General features: G+C 68.4%; 16 protein-coding genes. 7 read left to right on the top strand and 9 right to left on the bottom strand.

Translation table 11 applies throughout. From position 1 onward, the window contains the following. Nucleotides 1–100: 100 nt before the first annotated feature. The 4 genes from ACFOM8_RS12625 (at nucleotide 101) to ACFOM8_RS12610 (ending at nucleotide 8,353) form a co-directional block, all read left to right on the top strand. Nucleotides 101–1,960 carry an autotransporter assembly complex protein TamA gene (locus ACFOM8_RS12625; RefSeq protein WP_377761837.1) on the top strand — a complete coding sequence of 620 codons (1,860 nt, stop codon included), beginning with the start codon at nucleotides 101–103 and terminating at the stop codon, nucleotides 1,958–1,960. Continuing rightward, nucleotides 1,960–6,459 carry a translocation/assembly module TamB domain-containing protein gene (locus ACFOM8_RS12620; protein ID WP_377761835.1) on the top strand — a complete coding sequence of 1,500 codons (4,500 nt, stop codon included), beginning with the start codon at nucleotides 1,960–1,962 and terminating at the stop codon, nucleotides 6,457–6,459. The genes ACFOM8_RS12625 and ACFOM8_RS12620 overlap by 1 nt, the downstream gene beginning before the upstream one ends. A gap of 98 nt (nucleotides 6,460–6,557) precedes the next feature. Beyond that, nucleotides 6,558–7,817: a CAP domain-containing protein gene (locus tag ACFOM8_RS12615; RefSeq protein ID WP_377761834.1), complete on the top strand. Its 1,260-nt coding sequence runs from the start codon at nucleotides 6,558–6,560 to the stop codon at nucleotides 7,815–7,817. Nucleotides 7,818–8,053: 236 nt separating this feature from the next. Next, nucleotides 8,054–8,353 (top strand): DUF2218 domain-containing protein, encoded by a 300-nt coding sequence (locus ACFOM8_RS12610; protein WP_377761832.1) that lies wholly within the window; start codon nucleotides 8,054–8,056, stop codon nucleotides 8,351–8,353. 93 nt (nucleotides 8,354–8,446) lie between these two features. Here the strand turns inward: ACFOM8_RS12610 and cysN are convergent, their stop codons facing one another. The 3 genes from cysN to ACFOM8_RS12595 all read right to left on the bottom strand — a co-directional run bounded on the left by cysN (nucleotide 8,447) and on the right by ACFOM8_RS12595 (nucleotide 12,660). Further along, nucleotides 8,447–10,360, bottom strand: a complete 1,914-nt coding sequence (gene cysN, locus ACFOM8_RS12605; protein ID WP_377761830.1) for a sulfate adenylyltransferase subunit CysN — start codon at nucleotides 10,358–10,360, stop codon at nucleotides 8,447–8,449. Further along, on the bottom strand, nucleotides 10,360–11,289 hold the full coding sequence (gene cysD, locus ACFOM8_RS12600; protein WP_377761828.1) for a sulfate adenylyltransferase subunit CysD: 930 nt from the start codon (nucleotides 11,287–11,289) through the stop codon (nucleotides 10,360–10,362). The genes cysN and cysD overlap by 1 nt, the downstream gene beginning before the upstream one ends. A 129-nt stretch (nucleotides 11,290–11,418) precedes the next feature. Next, nucleotides 11,419–12,660: an Hsp70 family protein gene (locus tag ACFOM8_RS12595; RefSeq protein WP_377761826.1), complete on the bottom strand. Its 1,242-nt coding sequence runs from the start codon at nucleotides 12,658–12,660 to the stop codon at nucleotides 11,419–11,421. A 151-nt stretch (nucleotides 12,661–12,811) separates the two neighbouring features. Between ACFOM8_RS12595 and ACFOM8_RS12590 the strand changes: the two genes are divergently transcribed. Both ACFOM8_RS12590 and nhaA read left to right on the top strand, forming a co-directional pair. Continuing rightward, nucleotides 12,812–13,942 (top strand): AI-2E family transporter, encoded by a 1,131-nt coding sequence (locus tag ACFOM8_RS12590; RefSeq protein WP_377761825.1) that lies wholly within the window; start codon nucleotides 12,812–12,814, stop codon nucleotides 13,940–13,942. Nucleotides 13,943–14,054: 112 nt separating this feature from the next. Then, nucleotides 14,055–15,242: a Na+/H+ antiporter NhaA gene (gene nhaA, locus ACFOM8_RS12585; protein ID WP_377761823.1), complete on the top strand. Its 1,188-nt coding sequence runs from the start codon at nucleotides 14,055–14,057 to the stop codon at nucleotides 15,240–15,242. Nucleotides 15,243–15,425: 183 nt separating this feature from the next. On the opposite strand, the gene ACFOM8_RS12580 is transcribed toward nhaA, so the two are convergent. Together ACFOM8_RS12580 and ACFOM8_RS12575 are read right to left on the bottom strand one after the other, a co-directional pair. Continuing rightward, on the bottom strand, nucleotides 15,426–17,201 hold the full coding sequence (locus ACFOM8_RS12580) for an SLC13 family permease (protein ID WP_377761821.1): 1,776 nt from the start codon (nucleotides 17,199–17,201) through the stop codon (nucleotides 15,426–15,428). 406 nt (nucleotides 17,202–17,607) lie between these two features. Further along, nucleotides 17,608–17,880 (bottom strand): hypothetical protein, encoded by a 273-nt coding sequence (locus tag ACFOM8_RS12575; protein WP_377761819.1) that lies wholly within the window; start codon nucleotides 17,878–17,880, stop codon nucleotides 17,608–17,610. Nucleotides 17,881–18,225: 345 nt separating this feature from the next. Here ACFOM8_RS12575 and katG point away from each other — a divergent pair, with 345 nt between their 5' ends. Further along, nucleotides 18,226–20,466, top strand: a complete 2,241-nt coding sequence (katG, locus tag ACFOM8_RS12570) for a catalase/peroxidase HPI (protein WP_377761817.1) — start codon at nucleotides 18,226–18,228, stop codon at nucleotides 20,464–20,466. A gap of 33 nt (nucleotides 20,467–20,499) precedes the next feature. On the opposite strand, the gene ACFOM8_RS12565 is transcribed toward katG, so the two are convergent. The 4 genes from ACFOM8_RS12565 to ACFOM8_RS12550 are packed head-to-tail and all read right to left on the bottom strand — an operon-like array spanning nucleotide 20,500 to nucleotide 24,330. Next, entirely contained in the window at nucleotides 20,500–21,303 is an 804-nt protein-coding gene (locus tag ACFOM8_RS12565; protein ID WP_377761815.1) for an ABC transporter ATP-binding protein, read from the bottom strand. Continuing rightward, on the bottom strand, nucleotides 21,300–22,328 hold the full coding sequence (locus tag ACFOM8_RS12560) for a FecCD family ABC transporter permease (protein ID WP_377761813.1): 1,029 nt from the start codon (nucleotides 22,326–22,328) through the stop codon (nucleotides 21,300–21,302). The genes ACFOM8_RS12565 and ACFOM8_RS12560 overlap by 4 nt, the downstream gene beginning before the upstream one ends. Continuing rightward, nucleotides 22,325–23,365 (bottom strand): FecCD family ABC transporter permease, encoded by a 1,041-nt coding sequence (locus ACFOM8_RS12555; RefSeq protein WP_377761811.1) that lies wholly within the window; start codon nucleotides 23,363–23,365, stop codon nucleotides 22,325–22,327. The genes ACFOM8_RS12560 and ACFOM8_RS12555 overlap by 4 nt, the downstream gene beginning before the upstream one ends. After that, nucleotides 23,362–24,330, bottom strand: a complete 969-nt coding sequence (locus tag ACFOM8_RS12550; RefSeq protein WP_377761810.1) for an iron-siderophore ABC transporter substrate-binding protein — start codon at nucleotides 24,328–24,330, stop codon at nucleotides 23,362–23,364. Before ACFOM8_RS12550 ends, ACFOM8_RS12555 begins: the two co-directional genes overlap by 4 nt. Nucleotides 24,331–24,436 lie beyond the last annotated feature (106 nt).

The following is a 24,436-nucleotide window of genomic DNA, read 5'->3' as shown; positions in this document are numbered from 1 at the left end:
AGCTGATCCGCTGCCGCCATTTTGTCGATGAATCGCTGGATTCGCCGGGTCGATCCTGTTCAAATGCCCTCAAAGCAAGAACACGCGAAGGGCAGGAACGATGCGGGCATATCTGCGGGCGGCGCTGGTGGCATCCACGGTCGCAGGCTTCGGGGGCACGGTCTGGGCGCAGTCCTCCAACCCGTTCTCGGGGCTGTTCGGCGGCCCGAGCGAGACCGAAGGCCCCGTGTCCCTGCGCTTCCAGGTTCAGGGCGGCGAGGGTCTTGACCGGACGCTGCGCAACGCTTCGCTGATCTCGGGCGCCCTGTCGGAAGGCCGCACCACCGGCCAGGACGTGCTGGCCGCCGCCCGGGCGGATTACGCGCGGATGCTGGGCAACCTGTACGACCAAGGTTACTACTCCGCCATCATCAACATCACCCTGGACGGCGTCGAGGCGGCGGAAATCGCGCCGCTGGACGCCCCCGCCAGCGTCCGGCAGGTCGTGGTGGCCGTCCAGACCGGCCCCCAGTTCCGCTTTTCCCGGGCGGCCATCGCCCCGCTGGCCCCCCGCACCGATCTGCCCGACGGGTACCGCCAGGGCCAGGCCGCAGGCACCGGCACGATCCGCGGCGCTGCCACGGCGGGGGTCCGGGGCTGGCGCGACGCGGGCCACGCCAAGGCCGAGGTGTCCGGCCAGGAGATCACCGCGGACCATGTCGCCAATGTGGTGGACAGCCGCATCGGCCTGGCCCCCGGCCCCGCCGTCACCTTTGGCCGGCTGAACATGCGCGGCTACGACCGCATGGATCCGCGCCGGCTGCACAAGATCGCGGGCTTGCCCGAAGGCGAAAGGTTCGACCCCGACGAGGTCGAGGACGTGCGCAAGCGCCTGCGCCGGTCGGGCGTCTTTTCCGCCATCACCCTGGAAGAGGCGGAAACGCTCAATCCCGACGGCAGCATGGACATCGACCTGACCGTGGTCGAACAGAAGCCCCGCCGCATCGGCGCGGGGTTCGAGATCTCGACCAGCGACGGAACAATGCTTTCCGCCTATTGGATGCACCGCAACCTTCTGGGCGGGGGCGAGCGGCTGCGCATCGACGCGCGGGTCAAGGACATGGGATCGGACACCAGCGGCCGGGACGAGGAAGTGACCCTGCGCATCGACCGCCCCGCAACGGTCACGCCCGACACCACCGCCTATGTCCTGACCGGCCTGTCGCGCATGCGCGAGGAGGACTACGACGAGGATACCGGCACGATCGGCCTGGGCTTCAACCACATCTTCAGCGACCGCTTCACCTTCGACACGGCGGTCCAGTACCAGTTCTCGCGCGTTTACGACGAGGGCGGCGAGGAAACGGACTTCAAGGTTCTGGCCCTGCCCGCCAGCGTGATGTGGGACGCGCGCGACAATGAAAACAATGCCCGGCGCGGCTATTACCTGCAAGGCGACGCCACCCCCTTCAAGGGCTTCGACGGCACCGGTTCGGGTGTCCGGGTGCTGGGCGAGGGGCGCGCCTTTTATTCCCTCGGCCCCGAGGACCGCTTCACCCTGGCGGGCCGCGCCCGGATCGGCAGCGTCCTGGGCAGCGAGATCCGGAACACGCCGCGCAACTACCTGTTCTTTTCGGGCGGGGGCGGCACGGTGCGCGGCCAGCCCTATCAATCCCTGGGCGTCGAGGAGATCGAAGGCCCCGAAGGCCCGATCAAGACCGGCGGGATGAGCATCGCGACCCTTTCGGCCGAGGTGCGCTTTCAGGTCCGCGAGCGGATCGGCCTGGTGGCCTTCGCCGATTACGGCGAGGTCTGGACGGAAGACGGCTGGAACGGCGGCAGCGCATGGCACTCGGGGGCGGGGATCGGCGTTCGGTACGACACGCCCATCGGGCCGCTGCGTTTCGACGTGGCCGGACCGACCGGAGGAGACACCGGCGACGGCGTGCAACTGTATCTGGGACTGGGACAGGCTTTCTGATGAAGACCGGGCTGATGCGCACATTCTGGCTGATCCTTTTCGCGGTCCTGTTTCCGCTGTCGGCGATGGCGCAAAGCGCGGCCGAGATTTCCCGGCAGGAAAGCGACGACCGGGGCTTTCTGACCCGGCTTCTGGAACGCAACCTGTCCGGCGCGGGCCGCGAGGTGGTGATCGAGGGGTTCGATGGCGCGCTGTCCTCGCGCGCGACCTTTCGCCGGATCACCATCGCGGACGGCGAGGGCGTCTGGCTGACGCTGAACGACGGCGCGATCCAGTGGACGCGCTCGGCCCTGCTGCGCGGCCGGATCGAGATCGCGGAACTGTCGGCCCGCGAGATCCTGCTGCCGCGCCTGCCGCAGGGCGAGGCGCAGGCCCCCACGGCCGAGGCGCGCGAGTTCGAATTCGCCCTGCCCGACCTGCCCGTCGCCATCAACATCAGCCAGATCAGGGCCGACCGGGTGGAACTGGGCGAACCCGTGATCGGCCTTGCCGCGGCCATTTCCATGCAGGGCGGCATGAGCCTGGAAGGCGGCGAAGGGCAGGCCAAGCTTGCGATCCAGCGGCTGGACGGCCCGCGCGGCAGCTTCAACCTGGATGCCGGCTATTCCAATGAAACCCAGATCCTGCGCGTGAACCTGACCCTGGACGAGGCCGCCGACGGGCTGCTGGTCAACCTGATCGACCTTTACGACAAGCCCTCGGTCGTGGCGGAAATCAGCGGCGAAGGCCAGATCAGGGATTTCGGCGCGGACATCAAGCTGGCGACGGACGGGCTGCCCCGGGTCACGGGCCGGGTTTCCGCGGCCGGCGGGCCGGATGCGGCGGGCAATCCCGGCACCAATTTCCGCCTGCAACTGGGCGGCGACGTGGCTTCGCTCCTGGCGCCGGAAAACCGCACCTTTTTCGGCCCCGATGTGCAGCTGCTGGCCGAAGGCTGGCGCGGCGACGACGGCCGTCTGGCGATCCCCACCCTGAACCTGGCGACCGAGGCGCTGACGCTGGACGGCGATCTGGCCGTCAACGCGCAGGGCGCGCCGCAGAACGCCAACCTGCTGATCACGCTGGGATCGGACGCGGGCGCGGCCCAGGTGCCGGTTCCGCTGCCCTTCGCGGGCGAGGACGCGACCGTCGAATCCGGCCGGCTGGAATTGCGATACGACGCCGCCCAGGGCCAGGGATGGGTGCTGAACGGCCGCGTGGGCGCGCTGGATCTGGGCGGGGTGTCGCTGGGCGCGTTGCAGCTGGACGGGTCGGGCGCGGTGGTGCTGGACGGCGGCAGCCTGGGGTCCGTGAACGGCGGCATCCGCTTCGGGTCGCGGCAGATGGTCTTTGCCGATGCGGGTCTTGCCGAGGCCATCGGCCCGGAAATCGCCGGCAGCACCAGCTTCGACTTCACCCCCGGCAACGCGGTGGAGTTCACCGACCTGTCCGTCAACGGCAGCGACTATGGCTTGGACGGATTCCTGCTGCTGTCGGGACTTGGCAGCGGCTTTGTCGTTTCTGCCGACCTTGACGCGCGCTACGAGGATCTGGCGCGTCTGTCCACCCTGGCGGGACGGGACGTGCAGGGGCGGGCGGACGCAAGCGTGACGGGGTATTACAGCTTTCTGACGCGCGGCTTCGACGTGGATGCCGCCGTGACCGGCACCGACATCGCGCTGGATCAGCCGCAGCTGGACCGGCTGCTGGAAGGGCAGTCCACCATCACCCTGGACGCGCGCCGCGATGCGACCGGGATCGAGATCGGGAACCTGGCCGTCAACGCGCAGCGCCTGACCGCGCAGGCGCAGGGCTATGTCAACAGCCTGTCCAGCGACGTGACCGCCACCATCTCCATGCCCTCGCTCCAGGACGCGGATCCGAACTTTTCGGGGGCGCTCCAGGCGGATGCGAAGCTTTCGGGCGCGGCGGGCCAGCGCCAGCTGACCGTCAGCGGCGAGGCCGCCGATCTGCGCGTCGGCATCGACACGCTGGACAACGCGCTGGAAGGCGCGACCACGCTGACCGTTCTGGCCGCCGAAAGGCCCGAAGGGTTCGAGGTCGAGGTGTTCCGCCTGGCCAACCCGCAGATCCGCGCCGAAGGGCGCGGCAGCTTCGCGGCAGGCGCGCTGGATGCCAGCGTCGATCTGTCGGTGCCCGATCTGGCGGCGATCCGCGACGGCTGGACCGGCGGCTTCGACGCCATGGCGCGGCTGACCGAACAGGACGGCACCCGCTTCATCGACATGACCGGATCGGGTCAGAACCTGTCCTTCGGCGTCCAGAACGCGGACGCGGCGCTGACCGGCGCCACCCGGCTGCGCGTGCAGGCCGAGGAAAGGGACGGCACCGTCACCCTGCGCGACGTGGAACTGGTCAACGACCAGATGAACGCCACCGCCCGGGGCGTTTATGGTCCCGGCGTCACCGATATTTCCGCCGATGTCCGCGTGGACTCGCTGGCCCCCTTCGGTTCCGGCTGGCGCGGCGCGCTGGATTTGACCGGCAGCTTCCGCGAGGCGGGCGACGGCATCCGGCGGCTGGAGGTTTCGGGCACCGGCCGCGACCTGGCCTTCGGTCAGGCGCAGGTGGACGGCGCGCTGGCAGGGGAAACCCGGCTGGCGGTGACGGGAACGGAACGGAACGGGGTGTTCACCATCGGACAGGCCCGCATCGACAACCCCCGCCTGGGCGTGACCGCCGCGGGAACCGTGGGCGGCGACCAGACGGACGTGACCGCGCAGGTGAACGCCCAGGATCTGCGCTTCCTGGGCAACGGCATCAGCGGGGCGATGAACGCCGAAGCCCGGCTGGTTCAGCAGGCGGGCACCCGCCGCATCACCGCAACGGGAACGGCAAACGGTTTGTCCCTGGGCCAGCCGCGCGTCGATCCGCTGCTGCGGGGCCAGACCGGTTTCGATGTCGCGGCCACGCAGTCGCCGGCGGGACTCTCGTTCCAGCGGCTGAACGTCCAGAACCCGCAACTGTCGATCCAGGCCGAGGGCGACACGGCCAGCGGCATGAACGTCACGGCGCGCCTGGCCGATCTGGGCCTGATCCAGCCGGAGTTTCCCGGCCCTGTCCAGGCCGGCGGCACCATCCGCGAGGAAGGCGCCGACTTTGCCGTGAACCTGAACGCCACCGCGCCGGGCAGCACGCAGGTGCAGGTTTCGGGCCGCGCCGCGCGCGATTTTTCCACCCTGGATCTGCGGATCAACGGCAGCAGCGACGCATCCATCGCCAACACCTTTATCCGCACCCGCAGCATCGAGGGTCCGCTGTCCTTCGACCTGACCGTCAACGGCGCGCCGTCCTTGCAGGCGCTCGGCGGCCGGGTCCGGCTGACGAACGGCCGGATCGCGGATCCCGGCGTCGGCATCCGGCTGGAAAACGTGAACGCCACCGCCGATCTGGCGGGCGGGCGCGTCACGGTGGACGCGGCGGCCGATGTCGCGAATGGCGGCCGCGTGCAGGTCAGCGGGCCGGTCGACCTGACGGGCGGCACGCTGGATCTGGCGATCGTGCTGGACCGGGTGATCGCGCGCGACCCGAACCTGTACCAGACCGAGATCAACGGCCGCCTGCGCATGTCGGGCCGCAATGCCGAGGGTCCGCTGATTTCCGGCACCATCGACCTGGGCGAGACCGAGATCCGCATCCCCTCGACCGGGCTTGGCGGGACCAAGGCGATCCCCGACATCAACCACGTGGGCGACACGCGGCCCGTGCGGTCCACCCGCGCCAAGGCGGGGCTGGAGCCCTATCCGGGAGACGCCGCGCGCGAGGCGGGCTTGGCCGGGCCGCCCTCGACCCCGCCCGCCGCGCCGCCGCGCCTGGATCTGGTCATCAATGCGCCGAACCGGGTTTTCATCCGGGGGCGCGGCGTGGATGCCGAACTGGGCGGAACGATGCAGGTGCAGGGCACGACGCGCAACGCCATCCCCATCGGCTTTCTGGAACTGATCCGGGGCCGGGTGGACCTGCTGGGCAAGCGGTTCGACCTGAACGAAGGGCTGGTGGAACTGCAAGGCAGCCTGATCCCCGTGATCCGCCTGGTGGCCGAAACTGAACAGGACGGCATCACCACCCGCATCATCATCGACGGAGAGGTGCGCGACCCCGAGATCACCTTCGAATCCTCGCCCGAACTGCCCGAGGAGGAGGTGCTGTCCCAGCTGCTGTTCGGCCAGGGCCTTGCCAATATCAGCCCGCTTCAGGCCGCCCAGCTTGCCAACGCCATCGCCGTTCTGGCCGGGCGCGGGGGCGAAGGCATCATCGGCAACCTGCGCAATCAGGTGGGCCTCGACGACCTGGATCTGGCGACCGACGACGAAGGAAACGTGCAGGTCCGCGCGGGCAAATACCTGTCCGAGAACCTGTATACCGATGTCCAGGTCGGCGCGGACGGCAAAAGCTCGTTGAACCTGAACCTGGACGTGACGGACTCGCTGACCGCGCGCGGATCGGTCGGCACGGAAGGCGACAGCACCTTGGGGATCTATTTCGAGCGGGATTATTGACGAAATCGCGCATCAAGGTTGTCCGGTAAGGAACTTTTCACACATTTCGCGTTACGATTGTGTGGCCATAAATTTCTCATCCTGTCCGAAGGCCCGCCATGTCCTATGCCACCGCCAACGAGCGTTACTTCGCCAGTCTGGTCAACCAAGCCCGCCGGGCTGATGGTTTGGCGCCGCTGACCATGGAAAAACGCCTGAACGATTCGTCCGAGGCGCATAGTCGCTGGATGCTGAACGCCGACGTCTTTTCCCATACGGGGCAGGGCGGATCCTCGGCCCGCCAGAGGATCGAGGCGGCGGGCTTCGATCTAGCCGGGTCATGGACAACGGCGGAAAACATCGCCTATGTCAGCGTCCAGGGCGACGGCGACCTGCGCGACGAAATCCGCCAGCTGCACCAGAACCTGATGAATAGCCCCGGCCATTACGCCAACATCATGAGCGATGCGGCCTTTGTCGGGATCGGGCTGGAGGTCGGGTTCATGACCCTCGGGGGCCGCGACTACAAGGTGCTGATGGCGACCCAGAACTTTGCCGACACGGACGGGCAGGTGCGGGTGGACAAGGGCGGCTTCCTGCGCGTGGCGGAACCTCGGCCGAACACGGCCATGCAGACGCGCGCGGCCTGGGAAGAGGACTTTGACGGCCGGGTCTTCACGACGGCGACGGCGGGCACCGCGCGCGGCGACGATTATCGGCTGATCGCGCGGAACGACAAGGTCTTCGCCCTGGGCGGCGATGACTGGGTTGCGGCGGGGGCCGGCAACGACAGCCTGAACGGCGGTGCAGGCAACGACCATCTGCTGGGCGGCTTGGGCGCCGACAAGCTGATCGGCGGGGACGGATACGACACGCTGCAAGGGGGCATCGGTCACGATTTCCTGTCCGGCGAGAATGGCAACGACATGCTGCTGGGGGCTGGCGGCAACGACCGGATCTGGGGCGGCGCGGCCAATGACCGCCTGTTCGGAGGCGGCGACCACGATGCGATGAACGGCGGCGCGGGCAACGACCGGGTGATGGGCGAAAGCGGCAACGACACGCTGGCGGGCGGCGACGGCAACGACATGCTGAACGGCGGCGCGGGCAGGGACCTGCTGAACGGAGGCGCAGGGGCGGACAGCTTCGTCTTTCAGACCGGCGGCGGGGCCGACACCATCCAGGGGTATCAGCATGGCATCGACCGGCTGCTCATCGACGCCGACCGTCTGGAGGCCAGCCCGGCGGTGTTCATGCGCGACCACATGGCCAAGACCGCGGCGGGCGTCGTGGTTGACCTTGGCGGCGGCGACCGGATCCTTGTCGCGGGACAGAAGCTGACGGTCGAGGGGGTGGCCGACGACATCTTCGGGTTCTGACATCGCCCGGACGAAAATGCGAAATGCCCGCCATGAACATGGCGGGCCTCACTCGTTAAACCATTGCCCAGAAGCAATTCTACTACGCGCGACCAACGTTTTACGGGTGGGCGGGTTCCTGCGCCCGCGGCGAATCGGCAAAAGCGTCAAAGCCCCCGCGGGCGGTCCGCGCGTTGACAAGCCCGGCTCGCCGGCGCCAGTTGCGGGCAGATGCCACCACAGATCAGGACAAGCCGATGAACATCGAACTCAGCAGCACCGGCCATTTCGCGACCGGCAACGCCCATGGCTACATGAAGCAGCTGTGCAAGCATTTCGGCCACAAGATCCCCGCCACCGTCGACGGGGACGAGGGCTTCATCGCCTTCGAGATGGGCCAGGCGCGGCTGATCGCCCGGGACGGGGATCTGCAATGCACCGTCGCGGGTGCGGATGCGGCCGCCGTGGAACGCCTGCAAGGCATCATCGACAGCCATCTGGCGCGCTTCGCCTTCCGCGAGGACTTTTCCCGGATGGACTGGCAGCCTGCCGCCTGACCGCGCAGCCCTTTCCCTGGCGCGCCGGTCAAGGAAAAGGCAGCCCCAAAGGGCTGCCTGCTGGCCGTGTCATGCCCCGCGCGAAAGCCGCGCTCAGCCTTGGGACAGGATCGCCTCGACCACGCGGTCGGCGGCTTCCTCGGCGGACAGGGTCACGGTGTTGACCACCAGTTCGGCCCGCTCCGGCGCCTCGTAGGGGCTGTCGATGCCGGTGAAGTTCTTCAACTGGCCCGACCGCGCCTTTTTGTAAAGGCCCTTCACATCGCGGGCCTCGGCCACCTCCAGCGGGGTATCGACATAAACCTCCAGGAACTCGCCCGATGCCATCATGTCGCGGACCATCCGCCGTTCCGACCGGAAGGGCGAGATGAAGGCCGTCAGCACGATCAGCCCGGCATCGGTCATCAGCTTCGCGACCTCGCCCACGCGGCGGACGTTTTCGACGCGGTCGGCATCGGTGAAGCCCAGGTCGCGGTTCAGCCCGTGGCGCACATTGTCGCCGTCCAGAAGAAAGGTGTGCTTGCCCATCGCGTGCAGCTTGCGTTCGACGATGTTGGCGATGGTGGACTTGCCCGAACCCGACAGGCCGGTGAACCAGACCACCTTGGCGCGCTGGTTCTTCTGCGCGGCGTGCGCCTCGCGGTTCACGTCGGTGGCCTGCCAGTGGATGTTCTGCGACCGGCGCAGCGCGAAATGCAGCATCCCGGCGGCAATGGTGGCGTTGGTCATCCGGTCGATCAGGATAAAGCCGCCCAGGTCGGGATTGTCGCCGTAAGCCTCGAAGGGGACGGGCCGGTCGGTTGAGATATTGACCACGCCGATGGCATTGAGGCCCAGCGTCTTGGAGGCCAGATGCTCCATCGTGTTGACGTTCACCTCGTATTTCGGCTCGGTGATGGTGGCGCTGACGGTCTGGGTGCCGATCTTGAGCAGATAGGGGCGACCCGGCAGCATCTCCTGTTCCGACATCCAGACCAGCGTGGCCTCGAACTGGTCGGCCACCTCGCAGGGCGCGTCGGCCTGCACGATCACGTCGCCGCGCGAGCAGTCGATCTCGTCGGCGAAGGTCAGCGTCACGGACTGGCCCGCGACCGCCTGGGCCAGGTCGCCGTCGAAGGTCGCGATCGACTTGACGGTTGTCACCTTGCCCGAGGGCAGGACCCGGATCGCGTCGCCCGGCCGCACCGTCCCGGCGCTGATCTGGCCCGCGAAGCCGCGGAAATCCAGATGCGGGCGGTTGACCCATTGCACCGCCATGCGGAAGGGGCGGTCCCCCATCCGCATGTCGTTGACCGGCGCGTCTTCCAGATGGCCCAGCAGGGTCGGCCCCTGATACCAGTGCATGGCGGGGCTTTTCGTGACGATGTTGTCGCCCTTCAGCCCGGAAATCGGGATCGGCAGGAAGCTGTCCATGCCGATCTGCTTGGCGAAGTGGGAATAGTCCGCGACGATCTCGTAGAACCGCTCGGCCGAATAATCGACCAGGTCCATCTTGTTGACGGCCAGCACGATGTTCCTGATGCCCAGCAGGTTCACCAGATAGGAATGCCGCCGGGTCTGGGTCAGCACGCCCTGGCGCGCGTCGATCAGGATCACCGCCAGATCGGCGGTCGAGGCGCCCGTGACCATGTTGCGGGTGTATTGTTCATGGCCGGGCGTGTCGGCCACGATGAACTTGCGCTTGTCGGTGGCGAAAAAGCGATAGGCCACGTCGATGGTGATGCCCTGTTCGCGTTCCGCGGCCAGGCCGTCGACCAGCAGGGCGAAGTCGATCTCGCCCCCCTGGGTGCCGGACACCTTGCTGTCGGCTTCCAGCGAGGCCAGCTGATCCTCGAAGATCATCTTGCTGTCGTACAGCAGCCGGCCGATCAGCGTGGACTTGCCGTCATCGACCGAGCCGCAGGTGATGAAGCGCAGCATGGTCTTGTGCTGGTGCTTCAGCAGATAGGCGTCGATGTCGCGGGCGATCAGTTCGTCGGTGACATAGATCGGATCCTGGGCGTTCATCAGAAATACCCCTCTTGCTTCTTCTTCTCCATGGACGCGGCCTGGTCCTTGTCGATGGCGCGGCCCTGGCGTTCGGACGTGGTGGTCAGCAGCATTTCCTGGATCACCTCGGGCAGGGTCCGGGCATCGGATTCTACGGCCCCGGTCAGGGGATAGCAGCCCAGGGTGCGGAACCGGACCGACCGCATCCGAGGGGTTTCGCCGGGGCGCAGCGGGAAACGGTCGTCATCGACCATGATCAGCAAGCCGTCGCGTTCCACCACCGGGCGCGGCTCGCTGAAATACAGCGGCACGATCTCGATGTTTTCCAGGTGGATGTATTGCCAGATGTCGAGTTCCGTCCAGTTCGACAGCGGAAAGACCCGGATCGATTCGTCCTTGGCCTTGCGGGTGTTGTACAGCTTCCACAGTTCCGGCCGCTGGTTCTTGGGATCCCAGCGGTGGTTCGCGGACCGGAACGAGAAGATCCGCTCCTTGGCGCGGGATTTCTCCTCGTCGCGGCGCGCGCCGCCGAAGGCCACGTCGAAATTGTACTTCGTCAGCGCCTGCTTCAGTCCCTCGGTCTTCCACATGTCGGTGTGCAGGGGGCCGTGGTCGAAGGGGTTGATGCCCTGGGCCATGGCCTCGGGGTTGTGGTGGACGATCAGGTCCATGCCCGCCGCCTTGGCCGCCCGGTCGCGCAGTTCGTACATCGCCCGGAATTTCCAGGTCGTGTCCACATGCAGCAGCGGAAAGGGCGGCGGGGCAGGGTGGAAGGCCTTGCGCGCCAGGTGCAGCATGCAGGCCGAATCCTTGCCCACGGAATACAGCATCACCGGGTTTTCGGCATTCGCCACCACCTCGCGCATGATGTGGATGCTTTCGGCTTCCAGGCGCTGCAAATGCGTCAGGCTGGCCGGGGCAAGGCCGGTGCTGGAATGGCTGTTCATGGCATCAACTCTCTTTGCCTGGCAGCATGTGCTGCCCGAGTCAGGTCGGGCCACGCTATCGGCCAGCCCCGCCCCAGATGCAAGTTTAGACTGTGTGAAAAACCAGCATTTCCTGCGGATCCGGCGCGGTCAGGAACACTGTTCCGCCGCCGTGGCCAATGCCAGACCATCGACCACGGCGGTGAAGGCCTCGGACCGGCGGATCCGGGCGTCGGGCAGCTGCCGGGCGGCCAGATCGGACACCAGCTCCATCAGGCTGGACCCGCCGACCAGCACCACGGCGCCGATGTCGGCGGGCGACAGGCCTGCGCGGCCCAGGGTCTTGGCCAAGGCCTGCTCCAGGGCGCGGCCGTGGTCCTGTAAGGCGTCGCGCAGGGATGCGGCGCTGATCGGCGCGGCCAGACCCGGTTCGACGAAGCCCATGGCGATCCGGGTGCCGCTGCCGCCGTTGGCCGCGATCTTGCCGCGCTCCACGGCGAAGGCCAGGTCGTGGCCCAGTTCGTCCCGCAGCACCGCGGCCAGCCGGTCCAGCCGCGCGGGGTCCACCGCCAGGCGCGCCATCTGCTGCGCCTGCCTGCGGTTTTCCGGCGTATAGGCAAAAGGGATATGCGCCCAGGACGCCAGATCGGCATAGATCGCGTTGGGCACCGGCAGAAGGCCCGGCCCCATCTCGCGCCGCAGCTGCGATCCGTGTCCCAGATGCGGCATGGCATGGGTCAGGGACACCGCCTGGTCGAAATCGGTGCCCCCCAGACGGATCCCGTGGCTGGCCAGGATGCGGACCCGCCCGCCTTCGGCCCGGTACACCGAGAAGTCCGAGGTGCCGCCGCCGATATCCACGATCAGCCCGATTTCACCCGCGGCGCCGCCGTTCCCGCAGGCAAGCGCGGCGGCTTCTGGTTCGGGCATAAAGGCGATCTCGGCGAAGCCCGCCGCGCGATAGCAGGCGCGCAGGTCGGATTCCGCCTGGGCGTCGCGGGCGGGATCGGGGTGAAAATGGACCGGCCTGCCGGACAGGGCGCGGGTGAAGGACCGCCCCGCCGCGGCTTCGGCCCGGTGGCGCAGTTCGGCCAGAAAGGCCGCGATCACCTGGGCCAGGCTGCGCCGCCTGCCGCCGACAAGGCGCTGCTCGTGCAGCAGGGGCGTGCCCAGCACGCTTTTCAGCGCGCGCATGTAGCGGCCTTCCTCGGCCCCGGCCAGCGCCTTCGCCGCGGCGTCGCCGATCCGCATCGCCCCGCCGCGGGCGGGAAAGAAGACGGCGGTGGGCAGGGTGTCGGACCCCGCCTCGACGGCCAGGCGCCGGACCGCGCCGTTCTCGAGAATGGCGGCGGCCGAATTCGAGGTTCCGAAGTCGATGGCAAGGATGGACATGGGGCGCCCCGGTCAAAGCCCAGGGGGCTATTCGGTCGCGTCCCCGCCCGCAAGGGCCGGGCGGCCGATTCCCTGCAAGACGGGTTGACGCGGCGATCAACAATGCAACAGTCATGAAAGCAGCAGCAATCGAAGACACGGGCGCCATGGCATGATCGAACCCCATCACGCGACGCCAAGGCGCGACGCGCCCGAACCGGACGAACCGGTGACGCCCTTTCCCCTGATCAGCGACATTTCCGCCGCGCGCTGGCTGCTGGTCTTCATCATCGCCGCGGCGGCCTATTTCTTTCACGGCTTTCTGGTGCCGGTGCTGGCCGCGACGATCATCGCCTTTGCCAGCTGGCCCCTGTCGCGCAGCGTGCAGCGGGGCCTGGGGATCGACCGCACCACCACCGCGGCGCTGTTCATTCTGGTGATCGTGTTCTTTCTGCTGGTTCCGATCGCGATGGCGCTGCTGTATGCGTTCCGCGAATTGCAGCAATGGATCTATTGGGGGTTCGCCGTGAACGCCAACGGCGCGCCCACGCCCCTGTGGATGACCGAGCTGCCGCAGATCGGCGACTGGATCGACGAGCAATGGTCCCGCCATATCGGCCGTCCCGGCGCCATCGCCGAACTGGTGCAGCTGACCAGCGGCAGCACCATCGCGTCCATCTATCGCAGCGTTCTGGCGGCGGGCAACGTGGCCTTCCACCTGGCGCTGAACCTTTTGTTCATGCTGATCGCGCTGTTCGTGTTCTATCGCGACGGCCACAAGATCGCGGGCCAGATCGACATCGTCGGCGCCCGCATCCTGCCCCGCCGCTGGGAACGGCTGTCGCGCGTGGTGCCGCTGACCATCAGCGCCACCGTCACCGGCATGGCCCTGATCGCCATGGGCGAGGGCGTGATCCTGGGCATCGCCTACTGGATCGCGGGCGTGCCCTCGCCGGTGACGCTGGGCGTGATCACCGGGTTCATGGCGCTGATCCCCGGCGGCGCGCCCCTGTGCTTCACGCTGGTGTCGATCTATCTGGCGGCCAGCGGATCACCCCTGGCAGGGATCCTCTTGTTCCTGTGGGGCTCGATCGAGTTGTTCGTGGTGGACAAGACCATCCGCCCGGTGCTGGTCGGCGGCCCGGTCAAGATGCCCTTCCTGCCCACCTTTTTCGGGCTGGTGGGGGGCGTCAAGACCATGGGCATCGTCGGACTGTTCGTGGGGCCGGTGCTGATGGCCCTGCTGGTCGCCATCTGGCGCGAATGGCTGCGAGAGATCAGAACGCATCCCCAACCCTCTTGATCGGCGGATTTCGTTGAATATGATCCGGGGCCATGGCGTGTGCTGCGTGCGCCCAGGGACCACCCCTGAATACGGAGACTGGTTGCAACCGTTTCTGACAAAGGGGCCGTCAATGGCAGGTCTTATCCAAAACACCATCCGCAAGTTTCTGGACAGCGAGGCGTCGGGGGGCATCCTTCTGATGGGCTCGGCCGTGCTGGCGCTGATTGTCGCCAATTCGCCCTGGTCCGAGGCTTATTTCGACATGCTCCACGTTTATCTCGGACCGCTGTCGATCGCCCACTGGATCAACGACGCGCTGATGGCGGTGTTCTTCCTGATGGTCGGCCTGGAAATCAAGCGAGAGATGGTGGACGGTCATCTGTCGTCCTGGCCGCGCCGCATCCTGCCGGGCGCGGCCGCGGCGGCGGGCATGGCGGTTCCGGCGCTGATCTATCTGTTTTTCACCGCAGGCACGGGGGCGGAACACGGCTGGGCCATTCCGTCGGCCACCGACATCGCCTTCGCGCTCGGGGTGATCTCGCTGCTGGGGCCGCGGGTGCCGACCTCGCTCAAGGTGTTCCTGGCGGCGCTGGCGATCATCGACGACCTGGGCGCGGTTATCGTGATCGGGCTGTTCTATACGTCGGATGTCTCGTCGGCCTATCTGGCACTGTCGGCGGCAGTCGTGGCCGCGCTTGTCGGGCTGAACCGGTTCGGCGTGCGCCAGCTTTGGCCTTATCTGGCGCTGGGTGCGGTGTTGTGGTTCTTCGTCTTGCAGTCGGGCATCCACGCCACCATCGCGGGCGTTCTTCTGGCCCTGACCGTTCCCCTCAAGCGGACCCCGGGCACCCCCGAGGCCCGGCCATCCGAAAGTCCGCTGCACCGGCTGGAACATGCGCTGATCGCGCCGGTGGCCTATTTCATCGTTCCGATCTTCGGCTTTGCCAACGCGGGCGTCAGCTTTGCGGGCGTCGGGACCGATGCGCTGCTGGCCCCCGTCACCCTGGGCGTTGCGGCGGGCCTGTCATTGGGCAAGTTGGTCGGCATCTTTGGCGCGGTCTTTATTCTGGTGCGGCTGGACTGGGCCGATCTGCCCTCGGGCGCAAGCTGGTGGCAGATGCTCGGGACGACGCTTTTGTGCGGGATCGGCTTCACCATGAGCCTGTTCATCTCGCTTCTGGCCTTCAGCGAGCCTCTGCTCCAGGACGAGGCCAAGATCGGCATCCTGATCGGATCGCTGATTTCCGGTCTTGCGGGCTATGCCGTGCTGCGCTTCGCCAAGCGCGAGGCGCCGCGCCGGGTGTCGTCGGCCCGCTAGAACGGAACGGCGTTTCCTGCTGGAACAGGACAATTCTGGCCGCGGGCAGGGGCGGGGGAAACGCGCGCGTTTCCCCCGCCCGTTTGCCACCGCGAAAAGCCGGCGCCCGCCGGCCGGGTCCTTGGGGCCTTCGCCGGATCGGGGCCGGGGCGCCTGCCGAAATTCGGCCCGCCCCGGCGCGGATCAGACCGGCCAGACCGTCAGGATCAGCGGCACTCCGGTCAGCACCACCAGAACCGACAGGGGCAGGCCCAACCGGGGATAGTCGCTGAAGCGGTACCCCCCCGGTCCCATCACCAGCGTGTTGCACTGGTGGCCGATGGGGGTCAGGAAATCGCAGCCCGCGCCCACGGCGACCGCCATCAGGAAGGCCTCGGGCGCATAGCCCAGCGTGTCCGCGAAGGTCACGGCGATGGGCGCCATCACCAGCACGGTCGCGGCGTTGTTCAGGAAGGGCGTCACCGCCATGGCCGCGACCATGATCAGCGCCACCGCCCCCCAGACCGGCAGCCCGGTCGCCACATCCGACAGCCAGGCGCCGATCAGGTCGGTGCCGCCGGTGGTCTGCAAGGCCCCGCTGACCGGGATCAGCGTGCCCAGCATAATCAGAAGCGGCCATTCAACGGCCTCGTAGGCGCGTTCGGGGCTGATCGCGCCGGTCGCGATCATCAGCACCGCCGCGCCGAAAAAGGCGACGGCGACCGGCAGGATGCCGGCGGCGGTCAGCCCCATGGCCGCGCCCAGGATCGCGATCGGCATCAGTTCCTTGCGAACGCTGCCGATGCTGAGGCTGCGTTCGGCCAAGGGCAGCAGGCCCAGCGTGCGGATGCGTTCGGGCAGCACCTCGACCGGGCCTTGCAGCAGCAGCACGTCGCCCGCTTGCAGCCGGGTCTTGGACAGCCGCTCGGTCATCCGGTGGCCCGACCGCGACACCGCCAAAAGGCTGACCCCCTGTTCGTCGAACAGCCGGATGCTGCCCACGCTCTTGCCCACCATGGCCGAGGTGGCGGTGGTCACCGCCTCGATCACGCCGATCTTGCTGGGCGGCAGTTCCAGCCTGGACGCGGTGTCATGCCCGGTCAGTTCCAGCCCGCCCTTGGCCACGGCGCGCTCCAGCCCGTCGGGTTCGCCGCGCAGCAGCAGGATGTCGCCCGCCTCGATCACGGTGTCGAACAGCACCACCTTGCGCCGCTCGCCGCCCCGGATCAGGCCGGTCACGGTGATCTCGGCATCGGCAAGGCCGATCAGGGCGCCGATTGTCATGCCCACCGTGGGCGACCCTTCCGGCACCGTGGCCTCGGTGTTGTAGTCGCTGATCCTCACCGCCTCGCCCAGGGAAGCGGTGGCGCGGCGGTCGGACGGCAGCAGGCGCCAGGCGAACATCAGAAAGGCCACGCCCACGGCCGACAGGCCCAGGCCCACGGGCGCGAAGTCGAACATGCGGAAGGGACGGCCGGTCATCTCCTCGCGCACGCCCGAGACGATGATGTTTGGCGAGGTGCCCACCAGCGTGATCAGCCCCCCCAGAAGCGAGCCGAAGGACATCGGCATCAGGTAAAGCGAGGGCGACTGACCGGATTTCCGGGCCATCTTCAGCGCGGCGGGCATCATCATCGCCAAGGCGCCGATGTTTTTCACCAGCGAGGACAGCAGCGTGACCGTGCCCACCAGCACCAGAAGCTGCACCCCCATGGTGGTCAGCTTGCGCACCAGCCAGCGCAGCGCCGCCTCGATCAGGCCCGACCGCGACACGGCGGCGCTGACCACCAGGGCGCTGCCCACGATGATCACGATGTCGTCGGAAAAGCCCGCAAAGGCGTCGTCGGGCGCGACCGTGCCCGCCAGCAGCGATGCCAGCAGCGCCAGCATCGCCACCACGTCGTACCGAAGCCTGCCCCAGATGAACAGAACCATCATCACCCCGACGATGGCGAAGGCAAGCATCTGCTGTGTTGTCATGGAAAGCCCTTCCTTGCGCCCCTTGCCCGAAGGGGCCTTCGCAGAACCGATCACGGAAAGGATTGGTTGCCAGGCGGAAGAACGGGAACAGCAAGATTTTTCCCCCCAAGGCCGGGGGGTCCGGGACAAACGCCGCCCTGGCCGGCAGGAAGGGCGCCGCGCCCTCATGCGACCGGGGGCGGGTGGTTCCGGCGGTGCCGGACGGGCAGCTTGCGCCCGGCCATCCCGCCGGAACCGGGCGGGCGGCAGGCCGTTCCGCGCCCTGGCGCAGTGCGGGAACGGTCGCGAAGATCTCCGCGCGCGCCGCGGGTCCGGCCGAATCCTGCGCCTGCGCGCCGGTGTGCGGCGATTCGGTCTCGGCCCCCGTTCGCCATGACGATCTGGCGGCTGTCGAACGGGACATGGGTCACGATGGGTCACGGTGGGTCACGCGGTCCAGGTCGTGGGCGATGTCGATCCCGTCCAGGTCCGGCAGCTGCTTGGCCGCGGCCGGCGCCTCGGGCGTGCTGGACATCTTCTGCGCGATGCGCGAGCGCGGCGGGATGCGGTGCCGGGGCGGGATGCGGTGTCGGGGCGAAACGGCCAGATCGGCCGGGGAAACGCCCGCGCCAGGCGCACGCTTGCGGATGCGGACGGGGCGCAGCCGGGGAAGGGGCCGCCAGGTCGGCGGCGCTGTCATTCCCGGCCTTGGCCCCGGACCGGCAGACCGGTATCGTTGTCCGCGCCCGCGCCGCCGAACGCGGCGGCGTTTTCCGGGTCAGAGTTTTCTTCGGCCGTGCCGATAAAAGGCCGAGGACCGACCAAGACAAATCCGATCCCGTCGGCATCGAAAGATCCTCTGGCCGGGTCCAGGTGACCGGCGCGTGAAGGGCGGCAGGCTGGCGCCGGCACGAAAGCCGCATTGATTCCCGCGTCTTCAGATTCTATTCCATCGCTTCGAAGGCCCCTGCCAGGCGCGGCCGCGCAAGCGGCCCGGCTCGGGCACCCAGGCCCGGCCCAAGGCCGCGGATCCAAGGAGGACGACATGGACGACAAGACCCCAAGCGCGGGCGCGCTTTGCCCGATCCAGCACGGCGGCAACCGCAACACGCGGGCCAAGGCGCGGTCGAACCGTGAATGGTGGCCGGAACAGCTGAACCTTAAGATCCTGCACCAGAACAACGAACAGTCGAACCCGCTGGGCGCGGATTTCAACTATGCCGAGGCGTTCCGCAAGCTGGACCTCGATGCCGTCAAGGCCGACCTGCGGGCGCTGATGACCGACAGCCAGGACTGGTGGCCCGCCGACTGGGGCCATTACGGGCCGCTGTTCGTGCGCATGGCCTGGCACAGCGCCGGCACCTATCGCACCGCCGACGGGCGGGGCGGCGCGCGGGCGGGGGCGCAGCGGTTCGCGCCGCTGAACTCCTGGCCCGACAACGTGAACCTGGACAAGGCCCGGCGCCTGCTGTGGCCGATCAAGCGCAAGTACGGCAACAGCCTGTCATGGGCGGACCTGCTGATCCTGACGGGCAACGTCGCGCTGGAATCCATGGGCTTCAAGACCTTCGGCTTCGGCGGCGGGCGCCCCGACGTCTGGGAACCGGCCGAGGACATCTATTGGGGTTCGGAAACCGAATGGCTGGCGCTGAGCGACAACCCCAACAGCCGCTACAAGGGCGACCGGGAACTGGACAGCCCGCTGGCCGCCGTGCAGATGGGTCTGATCTACGTGAACCCCGAAGGCCCCGACGGCAAGCCCGACCCGGTGGCCGCCGCGCGCGACATCCGCGAGACCTTCAAGCGCATGGCCATGAACGACGAGGAAACCGTGGCGCTGATCGCGGGCGGCCATACCTTCGGCAAGACCCATGGCGCGGGCGAGGCGTCGCATGTTGACGTCGATCCCGAAGGTTCGGCCATCGAGTTGCAGGGCCTCGGCTGGGTCAGCAAGTTCGGCAAGGGCCATGGCGCGGATGCGATCTCCTCGGGGCTCGAGGTCGTCTGGACCCAGACCCCCACGCAATGGAGCATGGGCTTCTTCAAGAACCTGTTCGAATATGAATGGGAGTTGACGAAATCCCCGGCAGGCGCCTGGCAGTGGAAGCCCAAGGACGGCGCGGGCGCTGGCACGGTGCCCGACGCGCACGATCCGTCCAAGAAGATCGCCCCGTCGATGCTGACCACCGACCTGTCGCTGCGCGAGGACCCGGTCTATCGCGAGATCTCGCTGCGGTTCCTGAACAACCCCGACCAGTTCGCCGACGCCTTCGCCCGCGCCTGGTTCAAGCTGACCCACCGCGACATGGGACCGAAGGTGCTGTACGAAGGCCCCGAGGTGCCGTCGGAAGACCTGATCTGGCAGGATCCGATCCCCGCGCCGGACCACCCGCTGGTGGATGCAGCGGATGTGGCGGCGCTCAAGGCGCAGGTGCTGGCCTCGGGCCTGACCGGGCCGGAACTGATCGCCACCGCCTGGGCCTCGGCCTCGACCTTCCGGGGATCGGACTACCGCGGCGGCGCCAACGGCGCGCGGATCCGGCTGGCCCCGCAAAAGGACTGGGAAGCGAACCAGCCGCAGCAGCTTGCCAAGGTTCTGAATGTTCTGGAGGGCATCAAGGCCGATTTCGACGCCAAGGGCGCGAAAAAGGTCTCGATGGCCGACCTGATCGTGCTTGGGGGCGATGCGGCGGTGGAAGCCGCCGCCAAGGCCGCCGGCCATGACCTGGCGCTGGACTTCATCCCAGGCCGGGGCGACGCCACCCAAGACCAGACCGACGTGGAAAGCTTCGACTGGATGGAGCCTTTGGCCGACGGCTTCCGCAACTATCAGCGCCAGAAGTTCAACGTCCCGGCGGAAGAACTGCTGATCGACCGGGCGCAGCTGCTGACCCTGACCGCGCCCGAGATGACGGTTCTGGTGGGCGGCCTGCGCGCGCTGGACGCCAACTGGGACCACACCGACCATGGCGTGCTGACGACCCGTCCGGGCCAGTTGACGAACGACTTCTTCGTCAACCTGCTGTCGATGGACACGGTGTGGAAGGCGCAGAACGACGACCAGATGGTCTTCGACGGCACCGACCGCCAGACGGGCGCGCATCGCTGGACGGCGACGCGCGTGGACCTGATCTTCGGCTCGAACTCGCAGCTGCGCGCCATTGCCGAGGTTTATGCCCAGGACGACTGCAAGGCCAAGTTCGTGCGCGATTTCGGCCGCGCCTGGTCCAAGGTGATGAATGCCGACCGCTTCGACGCGCGGCGGCAGTTGGACCCCGTCGCCTGACGGCGCCCTCGCCCGCCCCTGCCGGGGGCGGGCTTATTCCGCCGCCATCCGGTGCCGCCCGATGGGCAGCATCATCGGCCGTCCCGAGGTCGGATCGGGGATGATCCGGCTGTCCAGCCCGAACACCGCGCGCACGTTGGCCTCGGTCAGCACCTCCTCGGGCGCGCCCTGGGCGTGCAGGGTGCCGCCCGCCATCGCCACCAGATGATCGGCATAGCGCGCCGCCAGGTTCAGGTCGTGCAGCACCATCACCACCGTGGTGCCGCGCCGGTGGTTGAGGTCGGTCAGCAGATCCAGAACCTCGACCTGGTGGCTGATGTCCAGAAAGGTCGTGGGTTCGTCCAGCAGCAGCAGGTCGGTTTCCTGGGCCAGCGCCATGGCGATCCAGACGCGCTGGCGCTGCCCGCCCGACAGCTCGTCCACCGCGCGTTCGGCAAGGTCGGTGGTTCTGGTGACCTCCAGCGCGGCGGCGACCGCCTGATCGTCCCGGGGCGACCAGCGCGACAGGATGCCGTGATGGGGATGGCGGCCCCGGCCGACCAGATCGGCCACGGTGATGCCCTCGGGGGCGATGGGCGATTGCGGCAAAAGGCCCATGACCCGCGCGACCTGGCGGGGGGCCATGCGGTGGATCGCCGTGCCGTCCAGAAGCACCTGCCCCGCGCGCGGGGACAAAAGCCGCGACATGGTCCGCAGCAGCGTCGATTTCCCGCAGGCGTTGGCGCCCACGATGGCGGTGATCCGGCCCGGCAGCACCTCCAGGTCCAGGCCTTGCAGGATCGTCCGGTCGGCGTAGCCCGCGACAAGGCCGCGGACGGAAAGGGAATGGTTGCTCACAACGATCCTCCGGCGCGGTTCACGCGCACGATCAGCCAGATCAGGTAGGGCGCGCCTAGGGCGCCGGTGACGACGCCCACGGGAAAGCGCGCGGGCAGCAGGAACTGGCCCGCGTAATCGCCCCCCAGAACCAGAAGCGCGCCGACCAGCCCCGCCGGGATCAGCGCCGACCCGTTCGGCCCCAGGATCCGCGCGGCGATGGGACCGGACAGAAAGGCCACAAAGGCCACCGGCCCGGTGATGGCGGTGGCGACCGCGATCAGGCCCACGGCGGCGACGACGACCAGCAGGCGCGTCAGGGGCACATTCGTGCCAAGCGCCGCGGCGGCGTCGTCGCCAAGCCGCAAGGCTTCCAGATCGCGGGCGCGGCTGACCAGAAGCCCGCCGAAGACGGCCAGCGACGCCAGCAGCGGCACGGCCTGGGACAGCTGCGCGCCGTTCACGCTGCCGCCCAGCCAGCGCATCGCCTCGGCCAGATCCCAGGACGGCGCGCGGGACAGGGTATAGGCGATGAAGCTGTCCAGCATGGCCGAGACGCCGATGCCGATCAGGATCAGCCGCGTGCCCGCGACGCCGCCCCGGTGCGACAGGCCATAGATCAGCATGGCGACCCCAAGTCCCGCCAGAACCGCGAAAACCGGCACCATGGGTCCGTCGGTTTCCAGAACCACGATGGCGAACACCGCAGCCGCGCTGGCGCCCCGGCTGATGCCGATGATGTCGGGGCTGGCCAGCGGATTGCGCAGCATGATCTGGAAGGCCGCGCCGCCAAGCCCAAAGGACAGCCCGGCCAGCACCGACAACACCGCGCGGGGCAGGCGCAGCTGGCCCACGGTAAAGGACGCGCCGGGCACGTCCTGGCCCGCCAGCACGCGCAGCACGGTGCCGGGCGGCACAAAGGATTGCCCCATCGTCAGCGTCAGCGCCAGACCCGCCAGCAGCAGCGCCAGCGCGCCCCCGACGACCATGGTGCGCCGCCGCATCCGGCGCAGGCGGATCGCGGCGACAAGATGGGCGGCGCTCATAGTTCCCGCACCCGTGCCCGCCGAACGATCCAGATGAAGAAAGGCGCGCCGACAAAGGCGGTGACGATGCCCACGTCAAGCTCGGACGGGCGGGCGATCAGGCGGCCCGCGATGTCGGATGCGATCAGCAGGCAGGCTCCGGCAAGGGCCGAAAAGGGCAGCAGCCAGCGGTGATCGACGCCCACCAGCAAGCGGCACAGATGCGGCACCATCAGGCCCACAAAGGCGATCGGCCCGCAGATCGCCGTTGTCGCCCCGCACAGCAGGACCGCCCCCAGCGCGGCCAGCCCGCGCGCCGGCGCCACGCGTTCGCCCAATCCCGCCGCCATGTCGTCGCCAAGCGCCAGAGAGTTCAGCTTTCTTGCGCAGCCCAGGCTGATGGCGAAGCCCGCGGCCAGAAAGGGCAGCACATGGACCATGCGCGCGAAGGTCGCCCCGCCCACGCCGCCGATCTGCCAGGATTGCAGCCCGCCCGCGACCTCGCTGTGGGACAGCATCACCGCCAGCACCAGCGACACAAAGGCGACCGAGGTCGCAACGCCCGCCAGCGCCAGCTTCAGCGGCGTCGGCCCGCCGCGCCCCAGCGATCCGACGGCATAAACGAAGACCGCCGTGGCCCCGGCCCCCGCGACCGCCACCCAGACATAGGCCTGGGCGGAACTGATGCCGAAAAAGGCCACCGCCACGGCGACCGCCAGCGAGGCGCCCATGTTCACCCCCAGGATGCCCGGATCGGCCAGGGGGTTGCGCGTCACGCCCTGCATGACGGCGCCCGCCACCCCGAGCGCCGCCCCCGCCAGGGCCGCCAGAACGGTGCGCGGGATCCGCGCGGCCACGGCCGCCCGGGCGATCGTGTCCACCCGCCCCCGCAGCGCGGCGGCGATGTCGTTCCCGCCCACGTCCCGGGTGCCGACGGCGACGGACAAGGCGCACAGCAGCGCCAGCAGCGCCAGGCCCGCCGCCAGCCAGAACAGGCGCCTGCGGGTCGAGCGGCGCCCGGCCTGGGCGCGCGGCAGCGGACGGGCGGCGGCCGTCATGGGGATTTCCGCGCCGCCTCGGCCAGAAGGGCGGCGTAATCGTCCACCAGATAGGGCAGGGATAGGGGGGTCGGGTTGGCGGCATTGCCCAGGGGGTCGTTGCCCAGCATCACAATGGCCTCGTTCGCCACGGCGGGCATGTGCGCCATCAGCGGATCGGCCTTCATCGCCTCGAGCAGGGGCGCGCCGCCGTAGGTCACAAGGATGTCCACGTCGTCGAAGGCGTCGATCCGCTCGGCGCTGACCGATCCGAAGAACTGCCCGGGCTGCGTGGCCTCGATCACGCTTTTCGGCATCGCCAGGCCCAGATCCCCGAAGAACTTCACCCGCGTGTCATGGGCGCTGTAGAAGTTGACGACCGACAGGTTCGTGGCGTCCAGATGCGTCACGAACATCGCGGTCTTGCCCGCCAGTTGCGGGTGGCGGGCGATGGCCTCGGCGATGCGGGCCTCCATCCGCGCGACCAGGGCCTCGCCTTCCGCGGCAAGCCCCATGCCGGCGCTGTTCATGCGGATCATCTGCCGCCATTCGGTTGTCCAGGCCCCGTCGGGATAGGCCACCACCGGGGCGATCTGGGACAGCGTGTCGTAATCGGCCCGGCTGAGACCCGAATAGGCGGCCAGGATCACGTCGGGCTCGGTCGCGGCCACCGCCTCGAAGTCGATACCGTCGCCTTCGTCGAACAGGACGGGCGGTTCGGCGCCCAGTTCCTCGAGCCGCTCGGCCACCCAGGGCAGCAGGCCGTCGCCATTGTTGTCGCCATAGTTCGCGGCGGCCATTCCCACCGGCACCACGCCAAGCGCCAGGGGAACCTCGTGGTTGCCGGAATTGACGGTCGCCACGCGCCGCGGCTTTTCGGCGATGGTGGTGGTGCCGAAGGCGTGGGGGATGGCCAGAGGATAGTCCTGCGCCACGGCAAGGGCCGGGGCAAGCGTGGCGGCAAGGCACGGAACGAGACGGATCATGGGCGCGATCTCCTTGAGCACGGCAGGCTTTTTCGCGTCGGACGGGCCGCGTCAACCCCGGCAGCGGGGCTGCCCGCGCCGGCTTTAACACTTTCCCGATGATTCC

Source organism: Paracoccus angustae (genome assembly GCF_042648745.1).
In the GTDB taxonomy this organism is placed as follows: Bacteria; Pseudomonadota; Alphaproteobacteria; order Rhodobacterales; family Rhodobacteraceae; genus Paracoccus; species Paracoccus angustae.
This window is presented reverse-complemented; position numbering and strand designations above follow the sequence as displayed.